At 44.5% G+C, this 24,260-nt stretch carries 21 protein-coding genes and 2 tRNA genes; 17 read left to right on the top strand and 6 right to left on the bottom strand.

The window, feature by feature from the left end:
- Nucleotides 1-32: 32 nt before the first annotated feature.
- Nucleotides 33-1,481 (bottom strand): serine-type D-Ala-D-Ala carboxypeptidase, encoded by a 1,449-nt coding sequence (gene dacB, locus PR808_RS14320; RefSeq protein WP_206083223.1) that lies wholly within the window; start codon nt 1,479-1,481, stop codon nt 33-35.
- Between the two features lie 245 nt (nt 1,482-1,726).
- On the opposite strand from dacB, the gene greA reads away from it, so the two are divergent.
- The gene (greA, locus tag PR808_RS14315) at nt 1,727-2,203 is read left to right on the top strand and encodes a transcription elongation factor GreA (protein ID WP_206083224.1); all 477 of its coding nucleotides are present in this window, start codon (nt 1,727-1,729) and stop codon (nt 2,201-2,203) included.
- 118 nt (nt 2,204-2,321) lie between these two features.
- Here the strand turns inward: greA and yhbY are convergent, their stop codons facing one another.
- Nucleotides 2,322-2,615, bottom strand: coding sequence for a ribosome assembly RNA-binding protein YhbY (yhbY, locus tag PR808_RS14310; RefSeq protein ID WP_047755891.1), 294 nt, complete (start codon nt 2,613-2,615; stop codon nt 2,322-2,324).
- Nucleotides 2,616-2,750: 135 nt separating this feature from the next.
- Here yhbY and rlmE point away from each other — a divergent pair, with 135 nt between their 5' ends.
- The 16 genes from rlmE to PR808_RS14230 all read left to right on the top strand — a co-directional run bounded on the left by rlmE (nt 2,751) and on the right by PR808_RS14230 (nt 20,927).
- Nucleotides 2,751-3,380, top strand: coding sequence for a 23S rRNA (uridine(2552)-2'-O)-methyltransferase RlmE (gene rlmE, locus PR808_RS14305; protein ID WP_004905912.1), 630 nt, complete (start codon nt 2,751-2,753; stop codon nt 3,378-3,380).
- A gap of 57 nt (nt 3,381-3,437) precedes the next feature.
- Nucleotides 3,438-5,423 carry an ATP-dependent zinc metalloprotease FtsH gene (gene ftsH, locus PR808_RS14300; protein ID WP_206083779.1) on the top strand — a complete coding sequence of 662 codons (1,986 nt, stop codon included), beginning with the start codon at nt 3,438-3,440 and terminating at the stop codon, nt 5,421-5,423.
- 66 nt (nt 5,424-5,489) lie between these two features.
- A complete protein-coding gene (gene folP / locus PR808_RS14295) occupies nt 5,490-6,326 on the top strand; it encodes a dihydropteroate synthase (RefSeq protein WP_272539535.1) in 837 nt (278 codons plus the stop codon).
- 4 nt (nt 6,327-6,330) lie between these two features.
- Nucleotides 6,331-7,668 (top strand): phosphoglucosamine mutase, encoded by a 1,338-nt coding sequence (gene glmM / locus PR808_RS14290; protein WP_206083226.1) that lies wholly within the window; start codon nt 6,331-6,333, stop codon nt 7,666-7,668.
- Between the two features lie 220 nt (nt 7,669-7,888).
- The gene (secG, locus tag PR808_RS14285; RefSeq protein ID WP_206083227.1) at nt 7,889-8,233 is read left to right on the top strand and encodes a preprotein translocase subunit SecG; all 345 of its coding nucleotides are present in this window, start codon (nt 7,889-7,891) and stop codon (nt 8,231-8,233) included.
- Between the two features lie 115 nt (nt 8,234-8,348).
- A tRNA-Leu gene (locus tag PR808_RS14280) sits at nt 8,349-8,438 on the top strand.
- 59 nt (nt 8,439-8,497) lie between these two features.
- Nucleotides 8,498-8,574: transfer RNA gene (locus PR808_RS14275), tRNA-Met, on the top strand.
- 260 nt (nt 8,575-8,834) lie between these two features.
- Nucleotides 8,835-9,287, top strand: a complete 453-nt coding sequence (gene rimP, locus PR808_RS14270; protein WP_206083228.1) for a ribosome maturation factor RimP — start codon at nt 8,835-8,837, stop codon at nt 9,285-9,287.
- Between the two features lie 23 nt (nt 9,288-9,310).
- The gene (nusA, locus tag PR808_RS14265; protein ID WP_206083229.1) at nt 9,311-10,819 is read left to right on the top strand and encodes a transcription termination factor NusA; all 1,509 of its coding nucleotides are present in this window, start codon (nt 9,311-9,313) and stop codon (nt 10,817-10,819) included.
- A 23-nt stretch (nt 10,820-10,842) separates the two neighbouring features.
- Nucleotides 10,843-13,581: a translation initiation factor IF-2 gene (infB, locus tag PR808_RS14260; protein ID WP_206083231.1), complete on the top strand. Its 2,739-nt coding sequence runs from the start codon at nt 10,843-10,845 to the stop codon at nt 13,579-13,581.
- Nucleotides 13,582-13,667: 86 nt separating this feature from the next.
- Nucleotides 13,668-14,078: a 30S ribosome-binding factor RbfA gene (gene rbfA / locus PR808_RS14255; protein ID WP_047755882.1), complete on the top strand. Its 411-nt coding sequence runs from the start codon at nt 13,668-13,670 to the stop codon at nt 14,076-14,078.
- Entirely contained in the window at nt 14,078-15,031 is a 954-nt protein-coding gene (truB, locus tag PR808_RS14250) for a tRNA pseudouridine(55) synthase TruB (RefSeq protein WP_206083233.1), read from the top strand. Before rbfA ends, truB begins: the two co-directional genes overlap by 1 nt.
- 112 nt (nt 15,032-15,143) lie before the next feature.
- Nucleotides 15,144-15,413 (top strand): 30S ribosomal protein S15, encoded by a 270-nt coding sequence (gene rpsO / locus PR808_RS14245; protein WP_004905890.1) that lies wholly within the window; start codon nt 15,144-15,146, stop codon nt 15,411-15,413.
- 275 nt (nt 15,414-15,688) lie between these two features.
- Nucleotides 15,689-17,815 (top strand): polyribonucleotide nucleotidyltransferase, encoded by a 2,127-nt coding sequence (gene pnp, locus PR808_RS14240; protein ID WP_272539534.1) that lies wholly within the window; start codon nt 15,689-15,691, stop codon nt 17,813-17,815.
- 94 nt (nt 17,816-17,909) lie between these two features.
- Nucleotides 17,910-18,827: a lipoprotein NlpI gene (gene nlpI / locus PR808_RS14235; RefSeq protein WP_241016799.1), complete on the top strand. Its 918-nt coding sequence runs from the start codon at nt 17,910-17,912 to the stop codon at nt 18,825-18,827.
- Between the two features lie 171 nt (nt 18,828-18,998).
- Nucleotides 18,999-20,927: a DEAD/DEAH family ATP-dependent RNA helicase gene (locus PR808_RS14230; protein ID WP_206083237.1), complete on the top strand. Its 1,929-nt coding sequence runs from the start codon at nt 18,999-19,001 to the stop codon at nt 20,925-20,927.
- An 81-nt stretch (nt 20,928-21,008) separates the two neighbouring features.
- Here the strand turns inward: PR808_RS14230 and PR808_RS14225 are convergent, their stop codons facing one another.
- The 4 genes from PR808_RS14225 to PR808_RS14210 form a co-directional block, all read right to left on the bottom strand.
- A complete protein-coding gene (locus PR808_RS14225; protein WP_272539533.1) occupies nt 21,009-21,353 on the bottom strand; it encodes a type II toxin-antitoxin system RelE/ParE family toxin in 345 nt (114 codons plus the stop codon).
- Nucleotides 21,354-21,368: 15 nt separating this feature from the next.
- Nucleotides 21,369-21,638 (bottom strand): hypothetical protein, encoded by a 270-nt coding sequence (locus PR808_RS14220; RefSeq protein WP_094961647.1) that lies wholly within the window; start codon nt 21,636-21,638, stop codon nt 21,369-21,371.
- Between the two features lie 153 nt (nt 21,639-21,791).
- Nucleotides 21,792-22,508: a two-component system response regulator BtsR gene (btsR, locus tag PR808_RS14215; RefSeq protein WP_206083240.1), complete on the bottom strand. Its 717-nt coding sequence runs from the start codon at nt 22,506-22,508 to the stop codon at nt 21,792-21,794.
- An 18-nt stretch (nt 22,509-22,526) separates the two neighbouring features.
- On the bottom strand, nt 22,527-24,212 hold the full coding sequence (locus tag PR808_RS14210) for a sensor histidine kinase (protein ID WP_206083781.1): 1,686 nt from the start codon (nt 24,210-24,212) through the stop codon (nt 22,527-22,529).
- Nucleotides 24,213-24,260 lie beyond the last annotated feature (48 nt).

The raw sequence follows: 24,260 nt of genomic DNA, 5'->3' as shown, positions 1-24,260 counted from the left end.
AAGCGCCTTTTTTAATGAATGAAACTTAGCAATTAGTTGTTTTTATACAGGTCTTTATATAACCGGCTCTCGAAACGAACTAATGGTACTCGGCGGCTACGTTGCTGGCTTTGTGGAACCGCATAAGCAGAGATAAACTGCACAAATGCAACGCGTTGCCCGCTCGCGGTGGTAATAAAGCCTGCGAGGTTATACACCCCTTGTAATGCACCTGTTTTCGCTGAAACTTTTCCATTTACGCCTGCTTCATCGAAGCCTCCACGGTAGCGTAATGTGCCATCATGTCCAGCGAGAGGGAGCATGGAAATGAAATCAAGTTGTTGATCATTTTTGGCTATAAACTGAAGGATCTCCATCATCGTTGCTGGCGTGATCAAGTTATGGCGCGAAAGCCCAGATCCATCCACCATCACTGTATTACCAAGGTCGATCCCTGCCTTTTGTTTTAACACTTGTCTAACAGCATCGGATCCTGATCGCCATGTACCTGGAACGCCATAATATTCGCGACCAATCGTCCGAAAAACAGTATCGGCGATCATATTGTCAGATTTTTTAAGCATCACCTTGAGTAAATCATGAAGAGGCTTAGATTCCGTTTTAACCAACACTTGTGACTGTGTGGTTGGCTGCGTGCGTTTTTTCACATTACCAGTCAGTTCAATACCCGCAGTTTTTAATTCATTTTTAACAATTGCCCCTGAATAGCTCGCCCCATTTTGTACGGCAAAAGCAAGAGGAAGTGGTTCACTACGTTGAGTCAGGCAGCCTGTTAGTGTGTAGCGGTTTAACTCCCCAGGTACGACGTCCAACTCACAGTAGCGCGCCTCAGGTGAGCCTTTAGCGAGCGTTTTGACCTCACTAAACATATTCACAGGGTAAAAATTGGCAGTTTTGATAAACGCCATATCGCCAGCACGCTCAGCAGGGTAAAGGGAAACAGAAAAACAGTTTCGGTCAATAATTGCGGCTGCTGGAGGAGCACTAAAACACTGAGTCATATCATTCCACACCCAGCCAGGTGCTTTATCGTGGCTAGCGAATGCAGAAATATCGACAATTAAGTCCCCGTCAACTTTATGGATCCCAATTTGTTTCAATGCATTCGCCATATTGCGAATTTGTTGGCGGGTCAGTGTTGGGTCGCCACTAAAGCGAATGACTAAATCCCCCGACAATGTATTATTATTCAATTTGGCGCTGGTTTCGAAATTGGTGACAAAACGGTAATCAGGCCCTAATTGCAATAAGGCGGCGAGTGCAGTAACCACTTTTTGTGTACTTGCAGGGAGCGCCATTTGTTGTGCGTTATAATCAATTAATGGGGTGTTACTTCCCACTTTCTGCGCAACCAGAGCGAGGTTAGTGCCGTCTGGCAGGTGTTGCTTGTACTCATCAATGGGGATAGCAAGAACTTGACTACTGGCTAAGGTAATCCCGAAAGTGAGTATCCATTTTCTGGTTAAGTTAAGTAATGACATAGATTTCACGCATTAAAGTGGACATACTGCACATACTAAAGTGTAATGCCTTATAAAGTAAACGATGACCCGTTATTAAGTCTCAGTTAAAATAACGTACATTATGATAAGATAAATGAGTACATGAGTCTGATTGAGTTATTTACTTGGAGCCCCCCTGGTATTCAGAGGTGCTCGGTGTACTGTTGTTACAAAATCAGGAAGATACTTGTTTTTAGATAGGATTGAAACCGAGGTATTTATTAATGAAACAGATCCCGATGACGGTATTTGGTGCGGACAAACTAAGAGAGGAACTTGAGTTCCTGAAATCGGTCCGCCGTCCAGAAATCATTGCGTCAATCGCTGAAGCGCGTGAACATGGTGATTTAAAAGAAAATGCGGAATATCATGCAGCTCGTGAGCAGCAAGGCTTTTGTGAAGGCCGTATTCAAGAAATCGAAGGGAAACTTTCACACGCACAAGTCATTGATGTGACCAAAATGGTCAACAATGGCCGTGTAATTTTCGGTGCAACAGTAACGGTATTGAATGTTGATACTGATGAAGAGCTGACGTATCGTATTGTGGGTGATGACGAAGCGGATATCAAAGTGAATTTAATTTCTGTTAACTCACCAATAGCGCGTGGTTTGGTTGGGAAAGAGGTCGATGACGTGGTCTCAATCAAAACCCCAGGCGGAGACGTTGAGTTCGAAATTCTTAAAGTTGAGTATATCTGATTCCTATTTCCCTGAATTAGCTATATTATTTCCCTGATTTAACGAAAAAGGCCGCAGGCGGCCTTTTTCTTCATATAAAACGTGCTTTCAATGGCATTTTTATATAAATGATGGGTTATTATTTAGGTAAAATGATTTTGCGATCTGCCGACGGGCGATAGATAACAAGAATTTTACCGATAATTTGTACATTTACTGCACCAGTTTCGCGAACAATCGCATCAGCGATCAAATTTTTAGTATCACGATCTTCGCCTGCGATTTTGACTTTGATAAGCTCATGATGTGCTAGTGAGATTTCAATCTCAGCCAAGACACCTTCGGTTAATCCGTTGTTGCCAATCATAACAACAGGGTTTAAGTGGTGAGCGAGACTTTTAAGGTGCTGAATTTGTTTTTTATTAAGATTCATCGATTTTTTGCTTGGTTAGTATTGAAAATGGCTTATTCTACCGCCATCTGATATCTATCACCATCAATTATATCTGTTCGATGGTAAAGAAGCAGCAATATCGTTGTAGATCTTTTAGTATAGTTGGAAAGCACAATGGCCAATAAAAAACGTTCGGCAAGCTCAAGTCGCTGGTTGCAAGAGCATTTTAGTGATAAATATGTTCAGCAAGCACAAAAGAAAGGGTTACGCTCACGTGCATGGTTTAAACTGGAGGAAATCCAGCAAGGTGATAAAATTTTTAAACCAGGTATGACCGTTGTTGATTTAGGTGCCGCCCCAGGGGGTTGGTCACAATACGTTGTTAGTCAAATAGGTCATAATGGTCGAGTGATTGCATGTGACTTATTACCGATGGACCCAATCGTTGGCGTGGATTTCCTTCAAGGGGATTTTCGTGACGAAGCAGTGCTCGCCGCTTTGCTCGAACGAGTTGGCGACAAAAAAGTACAGGTGGTCATGTCTGACATGGCGCCAAATATGAGTGGGACACCGGCTGTTGATATTCCTCGCTCTATGTATCTGGTTGAATTAGCATTGGATATGTGCCGTGCAGTATTGGCACCTGGAGGAAGTTTCATTGTCAAAGTGTTTCAGGGAGAAGGCTTTGATGACTACCTTAGGGATATCCGTTCCCTGTTTACGAAAGTAAAAGTTCGTAAACCTGAATCTTCGCGGGCTCGATCGCGTGAAGTATACATTGTAGCGACAGGACTAAAACTATAGTACCCTGAGCGTTATTTGTTAACACAGTTGTAATATGAGGTTAATCCCTTGAGTGACATGGCGAAAAACCTGATTCTCTGGTTAGTCATCGCAGTTGTTCTGATGTCCTTGTTCCAGAGTTTTGGCCCAAGCGATTCGAATAGTCGCAGAGTTGATTATTCTACGTTTATCAATGAGTTAGCCCAGGATCAGGTACGTGAAGTTCGTATCACAGGTCGTGAATTGAACGTCAGAAAGGCTGATAATAGCCGCTATACAACTTATCTTCCTATGCAGGACGAGAAGCTGTTAGACACCATGCTGAATAAGCATGTGACTGTCGTTGGTGAACCACCAGAAGAACCTAGCTTACTGACATCTATTTTCATTTCCTGGTTCCCAATGCTTCTGTTGATTGGTGTCTGGATTTTCTTTATGCGCCAAATGCAAGGTGGCGGCGGCAAAGGGGCAATGTCATTCGGCAAAAGTAAAGCCCGCATGCTGACAGAAGATCAGATCAAAACAACATTTGCAGACGTTGCTGGGTGTGACGAAGCCAAAGAAGAAGTGGGTGAGATAGTCGAGTTCCTGCGTGAACCCGCTCGCTTCCAAAAACTGGGTGGTAAAATTCCTAAAGGCGTCCTGATGGTAGGCCCTCCAGGTACAGGTAAAACCTTACTTGCGAAAGCTATCGCAGGCGAAGCAAAAGTGCCATTCTTCACTATTTCGGGGTCCGATTTCGTCGAAATGTTCGTGGGTGTGGGTGCTTCTCGTGTTCGTGATATGTTCGAACAAGCGAAAAAAGCAGCGCCTTGTATCATCTTTATTGATGAAATCGATGCCGTGGGTCGTCAACGTGGTGCTGGTTTAGGTGGTGGTCACGATGAGCGTGAACAAACCCTGAACCAGATGCTGGTTGAGATGGACGGCTTCGAAGGCAACGAAGGGATTATTGTTATCGCGGCAACTAACCGTGCAGACGTTCTTGACCCAGCGTTATTACGTCCAGGTCGTTTTGACCGTCAAGTTGTGGTTGGTTTACCAGACGTACGTGGCCGTGAACAAATTCTGAAAGTGCATATGCGTCGTGTGCCTATCGACCCAAGCGTAGACACATTCATTCTTGCGCGTGCAACACCAGGTTTCTCTGGTGCTGAATTAGCAAACTTGGTTAACGAAGCAGCTCTGTTTGCGGCTCGTGCAAATATGCGTGTCGTTTCCATGGTTGAATTTGAAAAAGCGCGTGACAAAATTTGGATGGGTGCAGAGCGTCGTTCTCTGATGATGACCGAAGAGCAAAAAGAATCAACGGCTTACCACGAAGGTGGCCATATGATTATCGGTCATTTGATGCCAGAACATGACCCTGTTCATAAAGTAACTATCGTTCCTCGTGGTCAAGCATTAGGTGTGGCATTCTTCTTACCAGAAGGTGATGAAGTGAGCCGTAGCCGCTTGAAACTCGAAGGTATGATTGCAACAGCTTATGCAGGTCGTATTGCTGAAGAACTGATTTACGGTCGTGAAAAAGTCACCACAGGTGCTTCTTCCGATATTCAGTTTGCCACCAATACAGCACGTAACATGGTCACGCAGTGGGGCTTCTCAGACCGTTTAGGCCCAATGCAATACTCGAAAGAAGAAGGTCCTGCATTCTTAGGTCGTTCTTCTGGTAATGGTTCAGGAATTTCTGATGAAACAGCGCGTATTGTCGATGAAGAAATCAAGAAAATCTTAGATCACTGTTACCAATTGGCATACAAAACATTGGAAGACAATATTGATATTCTGCATGCAACGAAAGATGCATTACTGAAATATGAAACTATCGATATGCCAATGATTGATGATTTAATGAATCGTCGTCCAGTACGTGAACCTGCGGGTTGGGATGAGGACAAAAAAGTCAGCAATGTGACAGGAACATTTGGTAAAGGTCCATCAAATGTTGAGAAAACAGCTGAAAAACCTCAATCTGAAGAACCACAGAACAGTGCTGAAGAGCCAAGTAATAATTCTGGTGAATCAAACCCATCAGATAATAACGATAACAAGCCACAATAAGCTGTCGTTAAAATAAATCATAAAGCCCCAGTTCGCTGGGGTTTTTTTCGTTAAGGAAAAATAAATATGCATATCAAAGCCAGAGGCCGCCTCCTTGACTTATCTACTGTGCAAGTGATGGGGATTTTGAATGTTACTCCTGATTCATTTTCAGATGGTGGCACCCATAATCTTTATCATGATGCGCTAGATCATGTTGCTAAAATGGTACAAGAAGGTGCAACGATTATCGATATCGGTGGCGAATCAACACGCCCTGGTGCCGCTGAGGTATCAGTGAATGAAGAATTAGACCGTGTTGTTCCTGTTGTGGAAGCCATTGCTAAGCAGTTTGATGTATGGATTTCTGTTGATACTTCGAAAGCGCAAGTCATGGCTGAAGCAGCAAAAGCAGGTATGCATATCATTAATGATATTCGTTCACTTCATGAACCAGACGCATTACGCGTGGCGGCGCAAACGGGGTTGCCCGTGTGCATTATGCATATGCAAGGTCAGCCAAGAACGATGCAAGAAGCACCTAATTATGAAAATGTGGTACACGAAGTACAAACCTATCTTGAAGGCGAAATTGCCCGTTGTATGGCCGCGGGAATTGAGCGGCAGCAAATAATCCTTGATCCAGGCTTTGGATTTGGGAAGAACTTGTCGCATAATTACCAATTATTGGCAAACTTAGAACAATTTCATAATTTCGGACTACCGCTATTGGCAGGGATGTCACGTAAATCTATGATTGGACAATTATTGAATGTTCCACCGCAAGAACGCCTCGCGGGCAGCCTCTCTTGTGCAGTGATTGCAGCAATGCAAGGGGCACATATCATTCGTGTCCATGATGTGAAAGAAACCGTACAAGCGATGCAAGTGGTACAGATGACTCTGTCAGAAAAGGAAAAATAAGCGTATGAGCTCTCGTAAATATTTTGGTACTGATGGTATTCGTGGCAAAGTGGGTGACAGCCCAATTACCCCTGATTTTGTTTTAAAATTAGGTTGGGCTGCAGGAAAAGTGCTAGCTCGTCACGGTTCACGTAAGATTATCATCGGTAAAGATACGCGTATTTCTGGCTATATGTTGGAGTCTTCCTTAGAAGCAGGTTTAGCTGCCGCGGGTTTATCGGCCTCTTTTACGGGTCCAATGCCAACCCCTGCTGTTGCTTATTTGACTCGTACTTTCCGCGCTGAAGCGGGGATTGTTATTTCGGCTTCTCATAATCCTTATTATGATAATGGCATTAAATTTTTCTCTATTGATGGGACAAAACTTCCTGATGAAGTAGAGGAAGCTATTGAAGCCGAAATGGAAAAACCGATTACTTGTGTTGAATCTGCCGAATTAGGCCGTGCAAACCGTATCGTGGATGCGGCGGGGCGTTACATCGAATTCTGTAAAGGGACGTTCCCGAACGAACAAAGTCTCTCTAGTTTAAAAATTGTCATCGACTGCGCAAATGGGGCGACTTACCATATTGCACCAAACGTATTTCGCGAATTAGGTGCTGAAGTTATCACGATTGGTTGCGATCCAAACGGTATCAATATCAACGAAGAATGTGGTGCAACAGATGTTCGCCAGTTGCAACAAAAAGTGTTAGAAGAAAAAGCCCATGTTGGCTTAGCGTTTGATGGTGATGGTGACCGTATTATTATGGTTGACCACCTCGGCGAAAAAGTTGATGGCGACCAGATCCTCTTTATTGTTGCTCGTGAAGCACTACGCCAAGGTCAATTAAAAGGCGGTGTTGTTGGTACATTGATGAGTAATATGGGGTTAGAAATCGCCCTGAAACAGCTTGGCATTCCATTTGAACGTGCAAAAGTGGGTGACCGCTATGTACTCGAAAAACTACAGGAAAAAGGCTGGCGCATGGGGGCTGAAAACTCAGGCCACGTGATTTTGCTGGATAAAACGACTACAGGTGACGGGATCGTTGCGGGTTTACAGGTGCTGAGCGCCATGGTTCGCAATCATATGAGCCTTCACGACTTGTGCAGTGGTATGAAATTATTGCCACAGGTGTTAGTCAACGTACGCTTTAAAGGTAAGCACGATCCTTTACAAAGTGATGCCGTGGTTGCTGCTAATGAAGAAGTTGAAAAACAATTGGCAGGCAAAGGCCGTGTATTGCTGAGAAAATCAGGAACTGAACCGTTAATTCGCGTCATGGTTGAAGGCGAAAATGAAGCTGATGTCACTGCGATGGCAAATCGTATTGCTGATGCGGTAAAAGCGGCAGGTTAATTGCGGTTAAGTTAGGTTGAGCAATATTTCACTGATTTGTTGTTTTTTTCTGCAAATAAGCAAATGAGCTCAAAATAGACTTGCTTGTCGGCTCAGCTTTGGTTAGTATTCGCACCTGCTCAATCCTGTAAGGGCTTTCCTTTATCGCAGTGAATGAGTAGGTGTGCAGTAATAGAGGTCATAGCAAAGGCTATGCACCGCAACTGAATAGGTAACTCAAATGTACGTAGCTCTTTTAATTATCCTCTTGATAGCAGCTATCAGCCTAATTAGTCTGATTATGTTACAGCAAGGTAAAGGTGCTGACATGGGTGCATCATTCGGTGCGGGCGCTTCTGCAACACTGTTTGGTTCATCGGGTTCAGGTAACTTCATGACCCGTATGACTGGAATCTTGGCTGCTGTGTTTTTCATCGTCAGTTTAATACTTGGCAACATGACTGCGAATAAGTATGGAACTGGTAGTGGTAGTAAGTGGGAAAACATTAGTGAACCTACAAAAGTCGAGCAACCAACAGACGTTCCGGCAGCACCAGCTACACCAACGAGCGACATTCCTCGTTAAGTGTTAAAGATTCCGAATGAAGGCAATTATGCCATCATTAAGCAGTAAACTCAGAAATGAGTAAGAAGTTAAAAATTTGAGGTTATTGATGTCCCATTGGTAACCTCACCTCAGTGCCGAGGTGGTGAAATTGGTATACACGCTACCTTGAGGTGGTAGTGCCTACAAAACGGGCGTACGGGTTCAAGTCCCGTCCTCGGCACCATTATTTTAGATAGCTTGTGATTTACAGGTTATCTGTGTAGAATATGTCACGTTTTCGAACGCGGGATGGAGCAGCTTGGTAGCTCGTCGGGCTCATAACCCGAAGGTCGTTGGTTCAAATCCAGCTCCCGCAACCATTTCTTATTTAACATACCTTGTTAGTATCATAGTCAATAACAGTTATCCGATGTAGTCATCATGCAGTAATAAGGTTTATTATCAAACCTAGCGCTCAAATTTCTCATCGATTTCTCTAGACTTTAAAGGTATAATAAGAACATGGTGAACCCGTGCACTACAGGGTCCAGTTACAAAAGCCCCGAATTTCGGGGTTTTTTGTTATTTGACAATCGAATTAACTGGGCTATATGCCCTTTTTTTATGTCTGGGGGTGGGCTTGTCCACATTAGAACAGAAATTAACAGAGATGATTTCAGCACCGGTGGAGGCACTAGGCTTTGAATTTGTTGGCTTAGAGTTTGTCCGTGGTCGCACATCGACACTGCGTGTCTTCATCGATAGTGAAGAAGGCATCACTGTTGATGATTGTGCTGATGTCAGCCATCAGGTGAGTGCGGTATTGGACGTCGAAGACCCAATTTCCGTGATTTATAACCTGGAAATATCGTCACCAGGGCTTGAACGCCCATTATTCACCGTTGCTCACTATGAGCGTTTTATCGGTGAAGAGGTTGCTCTGGCTTTACGTATAGCGATGCAGAACCGCCGTAGATGGCAAGGTATTATCAAATCCGTAGACGGTGAAATGATTACGGTTACTGTAGATGGTAAGGATGAGGTGTTCGCCCTCGGCAACATCCAGAAAGCTAACTTGGTACCCCACTTTTAATAAAGTTCAATGAGGCAACTAGGATGAATAAAGAAATTCTGGCTGTTGTAGAAGCGGTTTCTAACGAAAAATCCCTCCCTCGTGAAAAAATCTTCGAGGCTCTGGAAACTGCATTAGCGACGGCGACCAAAAAGAAATACGAGCAAGAAATCGATGTCCGTGTTGAAATTGACCGTAAATCAGGTGATTTCGACACTTTCCGTCGTTGGTTAATTGTTGATGAAGTGACAATGCCAACGCGTGAAATCACGTTAGAGGCAGCACAATTTGAAGATCCAGAACTGCAATTAGGCGGTTATGTTGAAGATCAAATTGAATCTGTTGTGTTCGACCGTATTACGACGCAAACAGCAAAACAAGTTATCGTACAGAAAGTACGTGAAGCAGAACGTGCGATGGTTGTTGACCAATTCCGTGAGCATCAAGGTGAAATCATCACCGCTCAAGTGAAGAAAGTTAACCGTGAAAACATCACATTAGACTTAGGTAACAATGCTGAAGCGGTTATTTTGCGTGAAGATATGTTGCCACGTGAAAACTTCCGTCCAGGTGACCGCATCCGCGGAGTCCTGTATGATGTACGTCCTGAAGCTCGTGGCGCACAACTTTTCGTTACGCGTTCTCGCCCTGAAATGCTGGTTGAATTATTCCGTATTGAAGTGCCAGAAATTGGCGAAGAAATTATTGAAATTAAAGCTGCCGCGCGTGATCCAGGTTCTCGTGCCAAAATCGCAGTAAAAACCAACGATAAGCGTATTGACCCAGTGGGTGCTTGTGTTGGTATGCGTGGTGCGCGAGTTCAAGCCGTTTCAAGTGAATTAGGCGGCGAGAGAATTGATATTGTGTTATGGGATGATAACCCAGCTCAATTCGTTATTAATGCAATGGCTCCGGCTGATGTTGCATCTATCGTAGTCGATGAAGACAAATGTACGATGGATGTTGCCGTAGAAAGCAGCAACTTAGCCCAAGCAATTGGACGTAACGGACAAAACGTGCGTTTAGCGGCTCAGTTACTGAAGAAACACCGTGGTGATGACAAATGGGAACTCAACGTCATGACCGCAGAAGAGCTGCAAGCAAAACATCAGGCAGAAGCACACGCTTCTATTGACACATTCACCAAGCATCTTGATATTGATGAAGAGTTCGCCACTGCACTTGTTGAAGAAGGCTTCTCGACGTTAGAAGAACTGGCTTACGTGCCTATTAATGAACTTCTGGAAATTGACGGTCTTGATGAAGATACCGTTGAAGTTCTACGTGAAAGAGCGAAAGCGGCCCTCACCACCATTGAATTGGCTCAAAAAGAGAGTCTTGGTGATAATCAGCCAGCAGAAGAATTGTTGAATCTTGAAGGTATGGATCGTACTCTGGCCTATAATTTGGCAACTCGTGGTATCTGTACACTGGAAGATCTTGCTGAGCAGGGCATCGACGACCTGATTGATATTGAAGGTCTGGATAATGAGAAAGCAGGTACGCTCATTATGGCCGCACGTAATATTTGCTGGTTCGGTAACGATGCGTAAACACTGTAGCAGGAAGGAACGGCATGACAGAAACTGTAAAATCATTGGCAACGGAAATTCAAACTACTGCTGATCGCCTGGTACAGCAATTTGCTGAAGCAGGGATCACAAAAAGTGAGAATGACTCTGTTAGTCAGTCTGAAAAAGAAGCTTTACTGAACCACTTAAACCGTGAACAAGGCGGAGCAGCGGGTCAGCCAAGCAAATTGACACTACAGCGTAAAACTCGTAGTACGCTGAGCGTCCCCGTCACCGGTGGCAAAAGCAAATCGGTAAATGTTGAAGTCCGCAAAAAACGCACTTATGTGAACCGTGATGCTGAAGAAGCTAAAGCGGAAGAACAGGCGCAGCGTGAAGCGGAAGAGCAGGCACAGCGCGAAGCTGAAGAACTGGCACAACGTGAAGCACAAGCTAAACGTTTAGCAGAAGAGACTGCAAAACGCGAAGCGGATGAATTGGCAAAACGTGACGCCCAAGAGAAAGCAAAACGTGAAGCAGCAGATAAAGCGACGCGCGAAGTAGCGGAAAGAGAAAAAGTGAAACCAAGCGAAAATCAACAAAAAGCAGGCAAAGCGCCAGAAAGCAATGCCGACAAACAACGCCGTGAAGCCGAAGCTGCGGAATTAAAACGCAAAGCGGAAGAAGAAACTCAGCGTAAAGTTGAAGCAGAAGCGCGCCGCGTTGCTGAAGAAGCTCGTAAAATGGCTGAAGAAAACGGCGAAAAATGGACGGCTGAAACGAAAACTGAAGAAGACAGTGATTATCACACAACCACCTCTACGCACGCTCGTGCCGCAGAAGATGAAAGTGATGAGAAAGAAGAAGGCCGTCGTTCACGTAACCGTACAGCGAAAGCACCTCGTCAGAAAAAAGGTAACAAACTTTCTGAGAAAGCTGATCGCGAAGAAGAGCGTGCAGCAGGTCGTTCTGGTCGTACGAAAGGTAAACAGCGTAAAGGGAGTTCTTTACAGCAAAGCTTTACTAAACCAGCCGCTGCCGTAAACCGCGATGTCATTATCGGTGAAACCATCACTGTTGGCGAATTGGCTAACAAAATGGCGGTTAAAGGTTCTCAAGTCATCAAAACGATGATGAAGATGGGTGCAATGGCAACCATCAACCAAGTTATTGACCAAGAAACTGCACAATTAGTGGCAGAAGAAATGGGTCATAAAGTTATTCTGCGTCGTGAGAACGAGTTAGAAGAATCGGTAATGAATGACCGTGACACTGGCTCTGCGGCACAAGAACCACGTGCACCCGTTGTGACCATCATGGGTCACGTTGACCACGGTAAAACCTCTTTACTTGACTACATTCGTTCAACGAAAGTGGCATCAGGTGAAGCGGGTGGTATTACTCAGCACATTGGTGCTTACCACGTTCAAACTGACAAAGGTATGATTACCTTCCTAGACACCCCAGGTCACGCCGCGTTTACATCTATGCGTGCTCGTGGTGCTCAGGCAACAGATATCGTTGTTCTGGTTGTTGCAGCGGACGATGGCGTAATGCCACAAACTATCGAAGCTATCCAACACGCGAAAGCAGCGGGTGTGCCGATCGTTGTTGCTGTGAACAAAATTGATAAGCCAGAAGCTGATATTGACCGCGTAAGAAATGAACTGTCTCAGTACGGTGTTATTTCTGAAGAGTGGGGCGGCGACACCCAATTTATCGGTGTCTCTGCGAAAGTGGGTACTGGTATTGACGATTTACTTGATGCGCTGTTACTGCAAGCAGAAGTTTTAGAGCTGAAAGCGGTTTATACAGGCATGGCAAGCGGTGTGGTTGTTGAGTCATACTTAGACAAAGGTCGTGGCCCAGTGGCAACAATCCTTGTTCAAGAAGGGACTCTGAATAAAGGTGACATCGTACTTTGTGGATTTGAATATGGCCGTATTCGTGCAATGCGCAACGAACTCGGTAAAGATGTTCAATCTGCAGGTCCATCAATGCCTGTTGAGATTTTAGGTCTGTCTAGCGTTCCTTCTGCTGGTGACGAAGCGACTGTTGTTCGTGACGAGAAAAAAGCGCGTGAAGTTGCTCTGTATCGTCAAGGTAAATTCCGTGATGTTAAATTAGCACGTCAGCAGAAATCTAAACTGGAAAACATGTTTGCTAACATGGAAGATGGTAAAGTTTCTGAACTGAACATCGTACTGAAAACGGATGTTCAAGGTACGTGTGAAGCGATCACTGACTCTCTGATGAAACTGTCAACAGATGAAGTTAAAGTGAAAATCATCGGTTCTGGCGTTGGTGGTATCACCGAAACAGATGCAACACTGGCTGCGGCATCTAATGCAATTATCCTTGGCTTTAACGTTCGTGCAGATGCATCGGCTCGTCGCGTCATCGAAAGTGAAAGCGTTGATTTACGTTACTACTCCGTCATCTATAGTCTGATTGATGAAATCAAACAAGCGATGAGCGGTATGCTGGCGCCTGAATACAAACAGCAAATCATTGGACTTGCAGAAGTTCGTGATGTGTTTAAATCACCGAAGTTTGGTGCAGTTGCTGGTTGTATGGTTACAGAAGGTACCATTAAACGTAACAACCCAATCCGTGTCCTGCGTGATAACGTGGTTATCTACGAAGGTGAGTTAGAATCTCTGCGTCGCTTTAAAGATGATGTCAGTGAGGTTCGTAACGGTATGGAATGTGGTATCGGCGTTAAGAACTACAACGACGTCCGCGTCGGCGATATGATCGAAGTCTTCGAAGTCATTGAAGTTAAACGTTCTATCGACGGTTAATTTTGTGAGAGCCCACGAAGTATCGTGACTACAAAATAGTGTTAATAAGGGGGCGATTGCCCCCTTTATTGTCAGGAGACATAACGATGGCAAAAGAATTCAGTCGTTCTCAGCGCGTTGCGCAAGAGATGCAAAAAGAAATTGCGATCATTTTACAACGTGAGATTAAAGACCCACGTATTGGCATGGCGACCGTTTCAGGTGTCGAATTATCTCGCGACCTTGCATACGGTAAAGTCTTTGTCACTTTCTTCAATATCGCTAATGATAAAAGCGAAGAGGAAATGGTGGCAGATGGTATTAAAGCATTAAATGAAGCCGCTGGTTTTATTCGTTCGTTAATTGGGAAAGCAATGCGCTTACGTATTATTCCTGAATTAACGTTTGAATATGACAACTCCCTTGTTGATGGCATGCGGATGTCTAATTTAGTGTCAAACGTGATCCGTGATGATGAAAAACGTCGTGCGGATGTTAGTGATAAAGAGGAAAAATAATGGGGCGTCGTCGTAGCGGCCGTAATATTGACGGCGTAGTGCTGCTGGATAAACCCACGGATATTTCTTCAAATGATGCGCTGCAAAAAGTGCGGCGCTTTTTTAATGCTAACAAGGCTGGACACACGGGGGCACTAGACCCACTTGCGACAGGTATGCTGCCTGTTTGCCTTGGTGAAGCAACGAAATTTTCCCAATTTTTACTCGATTCAGATAAGCGTTATCGCGTGATTGCTCGTCTTGGGCAACGTACTGACACGTCGGATTCACACGGCGAAATTATCAGTGAGCGTAACGTAGAGTTTACACAGCAGCAACTGGATGATGCCTTAGAATTTTTCCGTGGTGATACATTGCAAGTTCCTTCAATGTATTCGGCGTTGAAACACCAAGGTCGTCCATTATATGAATATGCACGTAAAGGCATTACTGTCGAACGTGAAGCGCGTCCAATTACCGTCTATGAATTACTGTTTATTCGTTTAGAAAATAATGAGTTAGAACTTGAAGTTCATTGTTCGAAAGGCACGTATATTCGCACTATCATTGATGATTTAGGTGAGATGTTAGGTTGTGGTGCGCATGTCACTTATTTGCGTCGATTACAAGTGGCGAACTACCCTTACGAACGCATGGTAACATTAGAACAATTGGCGGCATTGAGAGCGAAAGTGGATGCAGAAGAAGGGTCATTTGAATCCTTGCTGGATGCCTTATTGCTACCGATGGATACCGCAGTTGTTCATTTTCCCGCGGTGAATATTACAGAGGAAACAGCGGCTTATTTCAAGCAGGGGCAACCTGTGCGAGCTGCAGTTCAAGGCCTTGAAGCTGGTTGCATGATTCGTGTCACTTGTGGTGAAGAGCAACGGTTTATTGGTATTGCGCTTATCAGCGAAGATGGCCGCCTTGCACCGAAGCGTTTGGTCGTGGAAAATGAACAATCCGCATAGTGGCTCTTATTGCTTTGCGGCGTTAAGCAGCGTAGAATAGCGGCGCTTAATCTTGAGATGCTAAATTAGAGATTGGCTCTCATCACTTACATTAATCATTTTGGAGTTTATTATGTCTCTAAGTAATGAAGCGAAAGCTAAAATCGTTGCTGAGTTCGGCCGCGGTGAAAATGACACTGGTTCAAGCGAAGTTCAAATCGCTCTGCTGACTGCACAAATCAACCACCTGCAAAGCCACTTTGCAGAGCACAAAAAAGATCACCACAGCCGTCGTGGTCTGCTGCGTATGGTTGCTCAGCGTCGTCGCTTACAAGCTTACTTGAAAGGTAAAGATATCGCACGCTACACAGCTCTGATCGAGCGTCTGGGTCTGCGTCGTTAATCTTGTCAGTTTCAGAGGAAAGGGGCCAAATGGCCCCTTTTCTTCTAAAAGTTATTTTGAAAGTTGAAGTAATACTCGAATTGTACTTAACTTAAATGTTAAGCTATAAGTCGTAATTAACTGTTTTAGTATGCCTCTTCGCTACATCCGATTCGCGCGGCTAATGAGAACGTTGATGACTGGAATATCAATCTTCTCATTAGTCGCGAGGCTGTAGGAAGAATAAGCCAATGCTACCCGAGATGCTCAGGTAGCCTTACAAAAAGGGTATTATTGTGTTAAATCCTATTGTTCGTAAATTCCAGTACGGTCAACATACCGTCTCGATTGAAACAGGCATGATTGCTCGTCAAGCATCAGCCGCAGTTATGGTTAACATGGATGACACCGCAGTATTTGTGACTGCCGTGGCACAGAAAAAAGTTAAAGAAGGCCAAGATTTCTTCCCTTTAACGGTTAACTATCAAGAGCGTACTTACGCTGCCGGCCGTATCCCAGGGAGTTTCTTCCGCCGTGAAGGTCGTCCTGGTGAAGGTGAAACGTTAATCGCTCGTTTGATTGACCGTCCACTGCGTCCTCTGTTTCCAGAAGGTTTCTTGAACGAAATCCAAATTATTGCAACCGTTGTGTCTGTTAATCCACAAGTTAACCCAGATATCGTTGCGATGATCGGTGCATCTGCAGTATTAGCACTGTCAGGTGTTCCATTCAATGGCCCAATCGGTGCTGCGCGTGTTGGTTTTATCGATGACCAATATGTTCTGAACCCAACGGCTGATGAACTGAAAAAAAGCCGCTTAGATTTAGTCGTTGCAGGTACTGACAACGCAGTATTGATGGTTGAATCTGAAGCTGAGCTGTTAAGTGAAGAGCAAATGTTAGGTGCAGTGGTATTTGGCCATGACCAACAGCAAGTTGTTATTCAGAACATCAATGAATTAGTTAAAGAAGCGGGCAAAGAGAAATGGGATTGGCAGCCAGAGCCAGTTAACCAAGCCCTGCATGATCGCGTGGCTGCATTAGCAGAAAGCCGCATGGGTGATGCTTATCGTATCACTGAGAAACAAGAACGTTACGCACAAGTTGATTTAATCAAAGAAGAAGTCACTGCAGTATTAGTTGCGGAAGACGAAAACGTTGATGTATCTGAAGTGTCAGCTATTTTAGCTAACTTAGAAAAGCAAGTTGTTCGTACTCGTGTTATCCGTGGTGAGCCGCGTATCGATGGTCGCGAGAAAGACATGGTTCGTGCACTGGACGTTCGTACGGGTGTTTTACCACGTACTCACGGTTCCGCACTGTTTACGCGTGGTGAAACTCAGGCGCTGGTAACGGCAACCCTGGGTACTGAACGTGATGCGCAAGTTATCGACCAATTAATGGGCGAATACACTGATCGCTTCTTGTTCCACTACAACTTCCCTCCATACTCTGTTGGTGAAACAGGCATGGTAGGTTCACCTAAACGTCGTGAAATCGGTCATGGTCGTTTAGCGAAGCGTGGTGTGTTAGCGGTGATGCCAGATCACGCTGATTTCCCATACACAGTCCGTGTTGTTTCTGAAATTACTGAATCTAATGGTTCATCATCAATGGCGTCTGTTTGTGGTGCATCATTAGCACTGATGGATGCAGGTGTACCAATCAAAGCCGCTGTTGCTGGTATTGCAATGGGCCTGGTGAAAGAAGGTGACGATTTCGTTGTTCTGTCTGACATCTTAGGTGACGAAGACCACCTAGGTGATATGGACTTTAAAGTTGCAGGTAGCCGTGAAGGTATCAGTGCACTGCAAATGGACATCAAAATCGAAGGTATCACACGTGAAATCATGCAAGTTGCTCTGAACCAAGCAAAAGGTGCGCGTCTGCACATTCTTGGTACAATGGAACAAGCGATTAATGGTCCACGTGAAGAAATCTCTGAATTTGCACCACGCATTTATACAATCAAAATTAATGCAGACAAAATCAAAGATGTCATCGGTAAAGGTGGTTCAGTGATCCGTGCATTAACGGAAGAAACTGGCACAACGATTGAAATCGAAGATGATGGTACTGTGAAGATTGCAGCAACTGATGGCCTGAAAGCGAAAGAAGCAATTCGTCGTATTGAAGACATCACCGCTGAAGTTGAAGTCGGTCGCATTTACCCAGGTAAAGTGACGCGTATCGTTGATTTCGGTGCATTTGTTGCAATCGGTGGCGGTAAAGAAGGTTTGGTACATATTTCTCAAATCGCGGATAAACGCGTAGAGAAAGTGACTGATTACCTGCAAATGGGTCAAGAAGTTCCTGTTAAGGTATTAGAAATCGACCGTCAAGGCCGTATTCGCCTGAGCATGAAAGAAGCCGTTGCACCAACTGAAGAGTCAGGTGCACAGCCACAGGACTCAGCAGAGTAAGCTGACCTAAAAAACAGCACCCTACATTGTAGGGTGCTATCGGCCAATTGGCTGAAACCATAATTTGTAAAGCGTGGTAATGTAAGGACGGAGTATGCTGAACAGTATCTGTCTTCGGGTGAGAGATTATCGCACGCTCCCGCGTGTGCTCTTGGCGCTTATCTTTTTTGTTATTATTGGATGTAGTAGCAAAGATTGGCGAAAGAACGAGGTATTTGCCGTTCCTCTTCAACCTTCATTACAGCAAGAAGTGATATTGGCTCGTATGGAACAAATCCTTGCGAGCCGATCTTTAACCGATGATGAGTACGCACAGCTTTTATATGAGCGCGGTGTGTTGTATGATAGTCTCGGTTTAAGGGCGCTGGCACGTAACGATTTTTCGACTGCGTTAGCCATACGTCCTGATATTCCTGAAGTTTTTAATTTTTTAGGGATATATTTTACGCAGGCAGGCAATTATGATGCTGCCTATGAAGCGTTTGATTCTGTTTTAGAGCTTGATCCAACTTACAATTTCGCGCGGATGAATCGTGGCATCGCATTATATTACGGTGAACGGTACAAACTAGCGCAGGATGATCTGCTGGCGTATTATCAGATAGATCCAAATGATCCTTTTCGTACTCTGTGGCTTTATCTCGTCGAGAAAGACATAGACCCGCGTATGGCGCAAGATAATCTTGCTGCCCGCTACAACCAAGCGGAGAAAGGGCAATGGGGCTGGAATATCGTAGAATTCTATCTTGGCAATATCAATGAAAATACATTGATGGCGCGTTTGAAAGAAACATCTACGGATAACACTTCGCTCGCTGAGCATCTCAGTGAAACTAACTTCTATTTAGGTAAACATTACCTAAGTCTGGGGGATAAGGATAGCGCACTTGCGTTATTCAAACTGACGGTAGCTAACAACGCTCACAGCTTTGTTGAACACCGCTATGCATTGTTGGAATTGGCGCTGTTAGGCCAAGAACAAGACGACCTTTTAGAATCGGGCCAGCAATAGCTGACGAACATTTCATTGAAAAATTTTTAAGTCATCATCCCTCGGGGTGAAGGCCTATTTGTTCGTTTAATAAACACAATTTGAGCCAGTTCACATTTTAAATGAAAATGACCGAAATGATTTTCCGATGGTTATGTAAACTGGCTGCCACTATGTATGAGGCACCTTTACATGACTACTGAGACCGATATTTCTTTTGCTGAGTTAGGTTTATCAGCATCTATTTTGACAGCACTGAACGACCTGGGATACGAAAAACCCTCTCCAATCCAGCAACAATGTATTCCATTGTTAATGGATGGCAACGATGTATTAGGTATGGCACAAACGGGTAGTGGTAAAACCGCTGCATTTAGCTTGCCATTACTGCAAAACATTGACCCAGACTTGAAAGCTCCGCAAATTTTAGTGCTTGCACCAACTCGTGAGTTGGCTGTACAAGTTGCTGAAGCAATGAGCGATTTCTCTAAACATATGAACCGCGTGAACGTTGTTGCCCTGTATGGTGGTCAACGTTATGACGTGCAATTACGTGCATTGCGCCAAGGGCCACAAATTGTTGTGGGTACACCAGGTCGTCTGCTTGATCACCTGAAACGTGGCACGTTAGATTTATCTAAATTAAAAGGCTTAGTCTTAGACGAAGCTGATGAAATGCTGCGTATGGGCTTCATTGAAGATGTTGAAAACATCATGAGCCAAATTCCAGCAGAACACCAAACTGCGCTGTTCTCTGCAACAATGCCTGAGCCAATTCGTCGTATTACACGTCGTTTTATGAAAGACCCGAAAGAAATTCGTATTCAGGCTAGCATTACAACTCGTCCAGATATTGCTCAAAGCTATTGGACTGTGTACGGCATGCGTAAAAATGAAGCGTTAGTACGTTTCTTAGAAGCAGAAGACTTTGACGCAGCGATTATTTTCGTGCGTACCAAAAATGCAACATTAGAAGTCGCTGAAGCGTTAGAACGCAATGGCTACAACAGTGCGGCACTAAACGGTGACATGAACCAAGCACTGCGTGAACAAACTTTAGAACGCTTAAAAGATGGCCGTTTGGATATCTTGATCGCGACTGACGTTGCAGCGCGTGGTCTGGACGTTGAGCGTATTAGCTTAGTGGTTAACTACGACATCCCAATGGATGCAGAGTCTTACGTTCACCGCATCGGTCGTACTGGCCGTGCAGGTCGTGCAGGTCGTGCATTACTGTTCGTTGAGAACCGTGAGCGCCGTCTGCTGCGTAACGTTGAACGTACCATGAAGCTGACTATTCCTGAGGTTGAGCTGCCAGATGCTGATCTGCTGAGCCAACGTCGTCAGGCGAAATTCGCTGAGAAAATTCAACAGCAATTAGAAAGCAGTGATTTAGACCAATACCGTTCACTGTTAGCGAAAATGTCTCCATCAGAAGATGTGGATATGGAAACGTTAGCTGCGGCGTTATTGAAGATGGCTCAAGGTGAACGTGCTCTGATCCTGCCACCAGATGCACCGCGTCGTCCACGTCGTGAATTCAATGACCGTGATGACCGCCGTGGTGGTGACCGTCGTGACCGTAATAGCAATGGCAACGGTTTTGACCGTGCAGAGCGTGGCGAACGTGGTGGCCGTCGTGAGCGTCGTGATGTTGGTGACATGGAAATGTACCGTATCGAAGTTGGTCGTGATGATGGTGTGGAAGTTCGTCACATTGTTGGTGCGATTGCTAACGAAGCGGATATCAGCAGCCGTTATATCGGTAATATCAAATTGTACGGAACTCACTCGACAATTGAATTACCAAAAGGTATGCCAACAGATGTGCTAACTCACTTAAGCCGTGCGCGTATTTTGAATAAACCAACGCAAATGCAACTGATCGGTGATGCACAGCCATTCGAACGCCGCGGTGGCGGTGAGCGTCGTGGTGGCCCACGCCGTGAAGGTGGTAGCGAAGGTGGTTTCGGTGCAGGTCGTCGTAATGACCGTGGCGGTGAGCGCCGTGGTGGTGGTGAACGTCGTGGTGGTGGTAACCGTGACCGTGGTAATTCCGCTCCACGCCAAGATGGCCCGAATGCGGCACCTCGTCGTCGTAGCAGCAGTCATAACGCGTAATTGCTAGGTTTTAGGGAAGTTATTCCCTAATAAAATGAAAACCCGCACTTCTTGGAAATGCGGGTTTTTTGTTAGCCATTTTTACCTAAGTATGTAGTAGCGATAAAGCGTTTTTTCTAAATCTTGTGCTGTGCTGATAAAAAGTAGGATAACAACGTGATTTGTTTGCATATCAAATTCATATAAACAACGATACTGGCTAGTTATATCGATTCGCTCCCGAATTAGTAGACCATTATCGGCTAACATTTGATTTGGGCGATAACACTTAGGATCTTCTGATATTGCTCTAACGGATGATAAAAGTAGCTCATCAACAAACGCGGCTGCTTGAACACTGCTCATAAAATTGATTTTAAACGATTCTACATCCTGTAGTGACCATAATGCAGTTTCTGCGAGGGTGACCGTATAGGGGTGTTCCATCACAATTTCCTTTCATTATTTTCTTGCTGCACGTAATTTTTCTAGCGCTTCTTCTGGTGATAAGGTTCTTTTATTTTTAACATCATCTTTTGCTGCCATCACCAATTTTAGCAGCGCATTTGCTTGGCGCTCTCTTTCCCTTTCTTTTAGCTCTATTTCACGTTCTTCACTTGTTTGGATAAACAGCTCAGATTGCCCATTTTTTGTTACAAAAACGCCGCCCTTAAAGAGCTCAGGGTTACCAAGGCCTTCACGTGCTGCTTTTTGCGACATTGTATTAGACATATTTTGTTCCTATAAATAGTGAACACACAACCCAGAATAACGTATTGTGTATTTTTTGAACTTATATTTCTGATTATAGAAAAAATCAGTTAGATGTACAAATTTATTATTAATTTATACACCAAGTTTGTGCGTAGGAAGTTGAAGCGTCACTCAAACCAACCCCAGTGCCTCTTTTAGTGGCTTGAGGTAACGGCGGCTGACAGGAATATGTTCACCAGAGCTGAGCACCAACTCGGCTTGCCCGCTATCACCAAACAAAATTTCATTCAGTTGGGTCATATTCACCAAATATTGTCGGTGGCAGCGCACCAGCGGGGTACGCATCTCTAATGTGCGTAGTGTCAGCTCAGTAAAACCTTCTTGTCCTTGTGTGCTCATCACATAAACACCGCTCATACGCGATGTGACATACAAAACTTCATCAAGCTTCATCAAGTAAATACGGCTATGGCCTGTACACGGGATAAATTTCAGCGGCTCATTGTTGCCCAGAAGTTCAAGGTTCTGCTTTTGCTTACCTTGGCGTAAGCGATTTAAGGTTTTTTCGAGTCGTTCAGGTTCAAGGGGTTTTAACAGGTAATCAAACGCATGTTCTTCGAATGCTTGGATGGCAAATTCATTGAAGGCGGTCAGAAATACAATATAAGGGCGGTCTTCGGGATCCAACATGCGCACCATTTCTAAGCCTGTTAGTCGCGGCATTTGGATATCAAGAAAGACCACATCAGGCTTTTTTTTATGAATGATGCCTATTGCCTCGATGGCGTTCGCGCATTCACCAATAATGTCAATATCATCGTGTTCTTCGAGTAAGCAACGGACGTTTTCCCGCGCAAGGGGTTCATCATCAACAATTAATACATTCATAGGGTTACATTATCATTATTAGGGTGCCGCCAAGTACGGCAGACGGATTTTCATTCGGGTAAATTTTTCTGGTTCATGTTCTACGTTAATGCCATATTGTTCGCCATATTTTAAGCGCAGGCGTCTATCGACCAAGCCCATCCCAAGGCCATCACTTTGTTTTGCTGGTTTATATAACCCCGCATTGTCCTCTATTTCGATATATACATGTTCACTGCCGATATAGCTGCGTATTGTAATATATCCTGTCTCTAATAACTGTGAGGTGCCGTGTTTAATTGCATTCTCAACAAGGGGTTGCAAGGTAAATGCGGGCAGTTCGACGTGTTTAGCTTCTTCTTGAATTTCAATATGGATTTGCAAGCTATCTTGAAAACGCGCTTTTTCTATCTGTAAATAGGCATTGATATGTTCGATTTCCTCACCCAAGGTAGCGCTTTGTTCTGGACGTTTGAGGTTATTACGGAAAAAGGTCGAAATATATTGAACCAACTGCCCCGCTTGTTGGCTGTCTTTGCGGATCACGGCCTGCAACGTATTGAGTACATTAAACAAAAAGTGAGGATTCACTTGGGCATGGAGTAGTTTCACTTCCGATTGCAGTAGTGACTGTTTATTGCGTTCGTATTGACCCGCTAAGATTTGTGCAGAAAACAAGCTGGCAATACCTTCGCCTAATGTACGGTTAATTGAGCTAAATAAGCTATTTTTGGCCTCATAAAGCTTTATGGTGCCAATGACTCGGTCATTTTCACCCCGTAAGGGGATGACGAGAGCAGAGCCGAGTTTACACGTTGGGCACAGAGAACACTTATAGGGTGTTTCATTGCCATCAGCATAAACAACTTCGTTATTATCAATGGCTTGTCTGGATTGATTGGATGAGATTGGTGTGCCAGGTCGGTGATGGTCTGCACCGATACCAATAAAGGCGAGTATTTTTTCTCGATCCGTAATTGCAACCGCGCCAATTTCGAGTTCTTGATAAATAATTTTGGCGACCTTCATACTGTTATCTGCATTGAAGCCTTTGCGTAAAATACCCTCAGTGGTTAAGGCGATTTTAAGGGCTTGTGCAGAAAAGGCTGTGGTGTATTTTTCCACAATCGCACGTCTGTCGAGCAGAATACGAATAAACATGGCAGCGCCAATGGTATTCGCGACCAGCATTGGTGCGACAATACTTCTCACCAGTTCAACCGCTTCATCGAAGGGGCGAGCCAATAACAGGATAATGAGCATCTGAAGGACTTCAGCAACAAACGTGGCACAACTGGCGGTAACAGGGTTAAAAATTTTATTAATTTCACCGCGTTTCATATAGTAACGATGCACCAACCCACCAATTAGCCCTTCCACAATCGTCGAAACCATACAGGCAAATGCACTCATTCCCCCTAATGAATAGCGGTGGATCCCACCTGTAAAACCGACAGCAAATCCAACAGCAGGGCCACCAAGTAAGCCGCCTAATACCGCACCAATAGCACGAGTGTTAGCGATGGAGTCATTGATATGCAGGCCGAAATACGTCCCAATAATACAAAACACAGAGAAAATCAGGTAACACATCACCTTATGAGGTAAGCGGATGGTGACCTTTAATAATGGAATGACGAGCGGAGTGCGGCTAAGGGCCCAAGCAATAACCAGATAGACGCACATTTGTTGGAGTAATAATAAAATTAAATCAAATTCGTACATGCTTGTCATATGCTCGTCATATTTCACATTGTGGGGGTGTTGACTGCG

Source organism: Providencia sp. PROV197, from assembly GCF_028479625.1.
GTDB classification, from domain to species: Bacteria; Pseudomonadota; Gammaproteobacteria; order Enterobacterales; family Enterobacteriaceae; genus Providencia; species Providencia vermicola.
This window is presented reverse-complemented; position numbering and strand designations above follow the sequence as displayed.

What these genes read in the sequence shown, in the direction of transcription:
- dacB (WP_206083223.1), bottom strand. Translation starts at nt 1,481, where the DNA reads ATGTCATTACTTAACTTAACCAGAAAATGGATACTCACTTTCGGGATT.
- greA (WP_206083224.1), top strand. Translation starts at nt 1,727, where the DNA reads ATGAAACAGATCCCGATGACGGTATTTGGTGCGGACAAACTAAGAGAG.
- yhbY (WP_047755891.1), bottom strand. Translation starts at nt 2,615, where the DNA reads ATGAATCTTAATAAAAAACAAATTCAGCACCTTAAAAGTCTCGCTCAC.
- rlmE (WP_004905912.1), top strand. Translation starts at nt 2,751, where the DNA reads ATGGCCAATAAAAAACGTTCGGCAAGCTCAAGTCGCTGGTTGCAAGAG.
- ftsH (WP_206083779.1), top strand. Translation starts at nt 3,438, where the DNA reads ATGGCGAAAAACCTGATTCTCTGGTTAGTCATCGCAGTTGTTCTGATG.
- folP (WP_272539535.1), top strand. Translation starts at nt 5,490, where the DNA reads ATGCATATCAAAGCCAGAGGCCGCCTCCTTGACTTATCTACTGTGCAA.
- glmM (WP_206083226.1), top strand. Translation starts at nt 6,331, where the DNA reads ATGAGCTCTCGTAAATATTTTGGTACTGATGGTATTCGTGGCAAAGTG.
- secG (WP_206083227.1), top strand. Translation starts at nt 7,889, where the DNA reads ATGTACGTAGCTCTTTTAATTATCCTCTTGATAGCAGCTATCAGCCTA.
- nusA (WP_206083229.1), top strand. Translation starts at nt 9,311, where the DNA reads ATGAATAAAGAAATTCTGGCTGTTGTAGAAGCGGTTTCTAACGAAAAA.
- infB (WP_206083231.1), top strand. Translation starts at nt 10,843, where the DNA reads ATGACAGAAACTGTAAAATCATTGGCAACGGAAATTCAAACTACTGCT.
- rbfA (WP_047755882.1), top strand. Translation starts at nt 13,668, where the DNA reads ATGGCAAAAGAATTCAGTCGTTCTCAGCGCGTTGCGCAAGAGATGCAA.
- truB (WP_206083233.1), top strand. Translation starts at nt 14,078, where the DNA reads ATGGGGCGTCGTCGTAGCGGCCGTAATATTGACGGCGTAGTGCTGCTG.
- rpsO (WP_004905890.1), top strand. Translation starts at nt 15,144, where the DNA reads ATGTCTCTAAGTAATGAAGCGAAAGCTAAAATCGTTGCTGAGTTCGGC.
- nlpI (WP_241016799.1), top strand. Translation starts at nt 17,910, where the DNA reads ATGCTGAACAGTATCTGTCTTCGGGTGAGAGATTATCGCACGCTCCCG.
- PR808_RS14230 (WP_206083237.1), top strand. Translation starts at nt 18,999, where the DNA reads ATGACTACTGAGACCGATATTTCTTTTGCTGAGTTAGGTTTATCAGCA.
- PR808_RS14225 (WP_272539533.1), bottom strand. Translation starts at nt 21,353, where the DNA reads ATGGAACACCCCTATACGGTCACCCTCGCAGAAACTGCATTATGGTCA.
- PR808_RS14220 (WP_094961647.1), bottom strand. Translation starts at nt 21,638, where the DNA reads ATGTCTAATACAATGTCGCAAAAAGCAGCACGTGAAGGCCTTGGTAAC.
- btsR (WP_206083240.1), bottom strand. Translation starts at nt 22,508, where the DNA reads ATGAATGTATTAATTGTTGATGATGAACCCCTTGCGCGGGAAAACGTC.
- PR808_RS14210 (WP_206083781.1), bottom strand. Translation starts at nt 24,212, where the DNA reads ATGTACGAATTTGATTTAATTTTATTATTACTCCAACAAATGTGCGTC.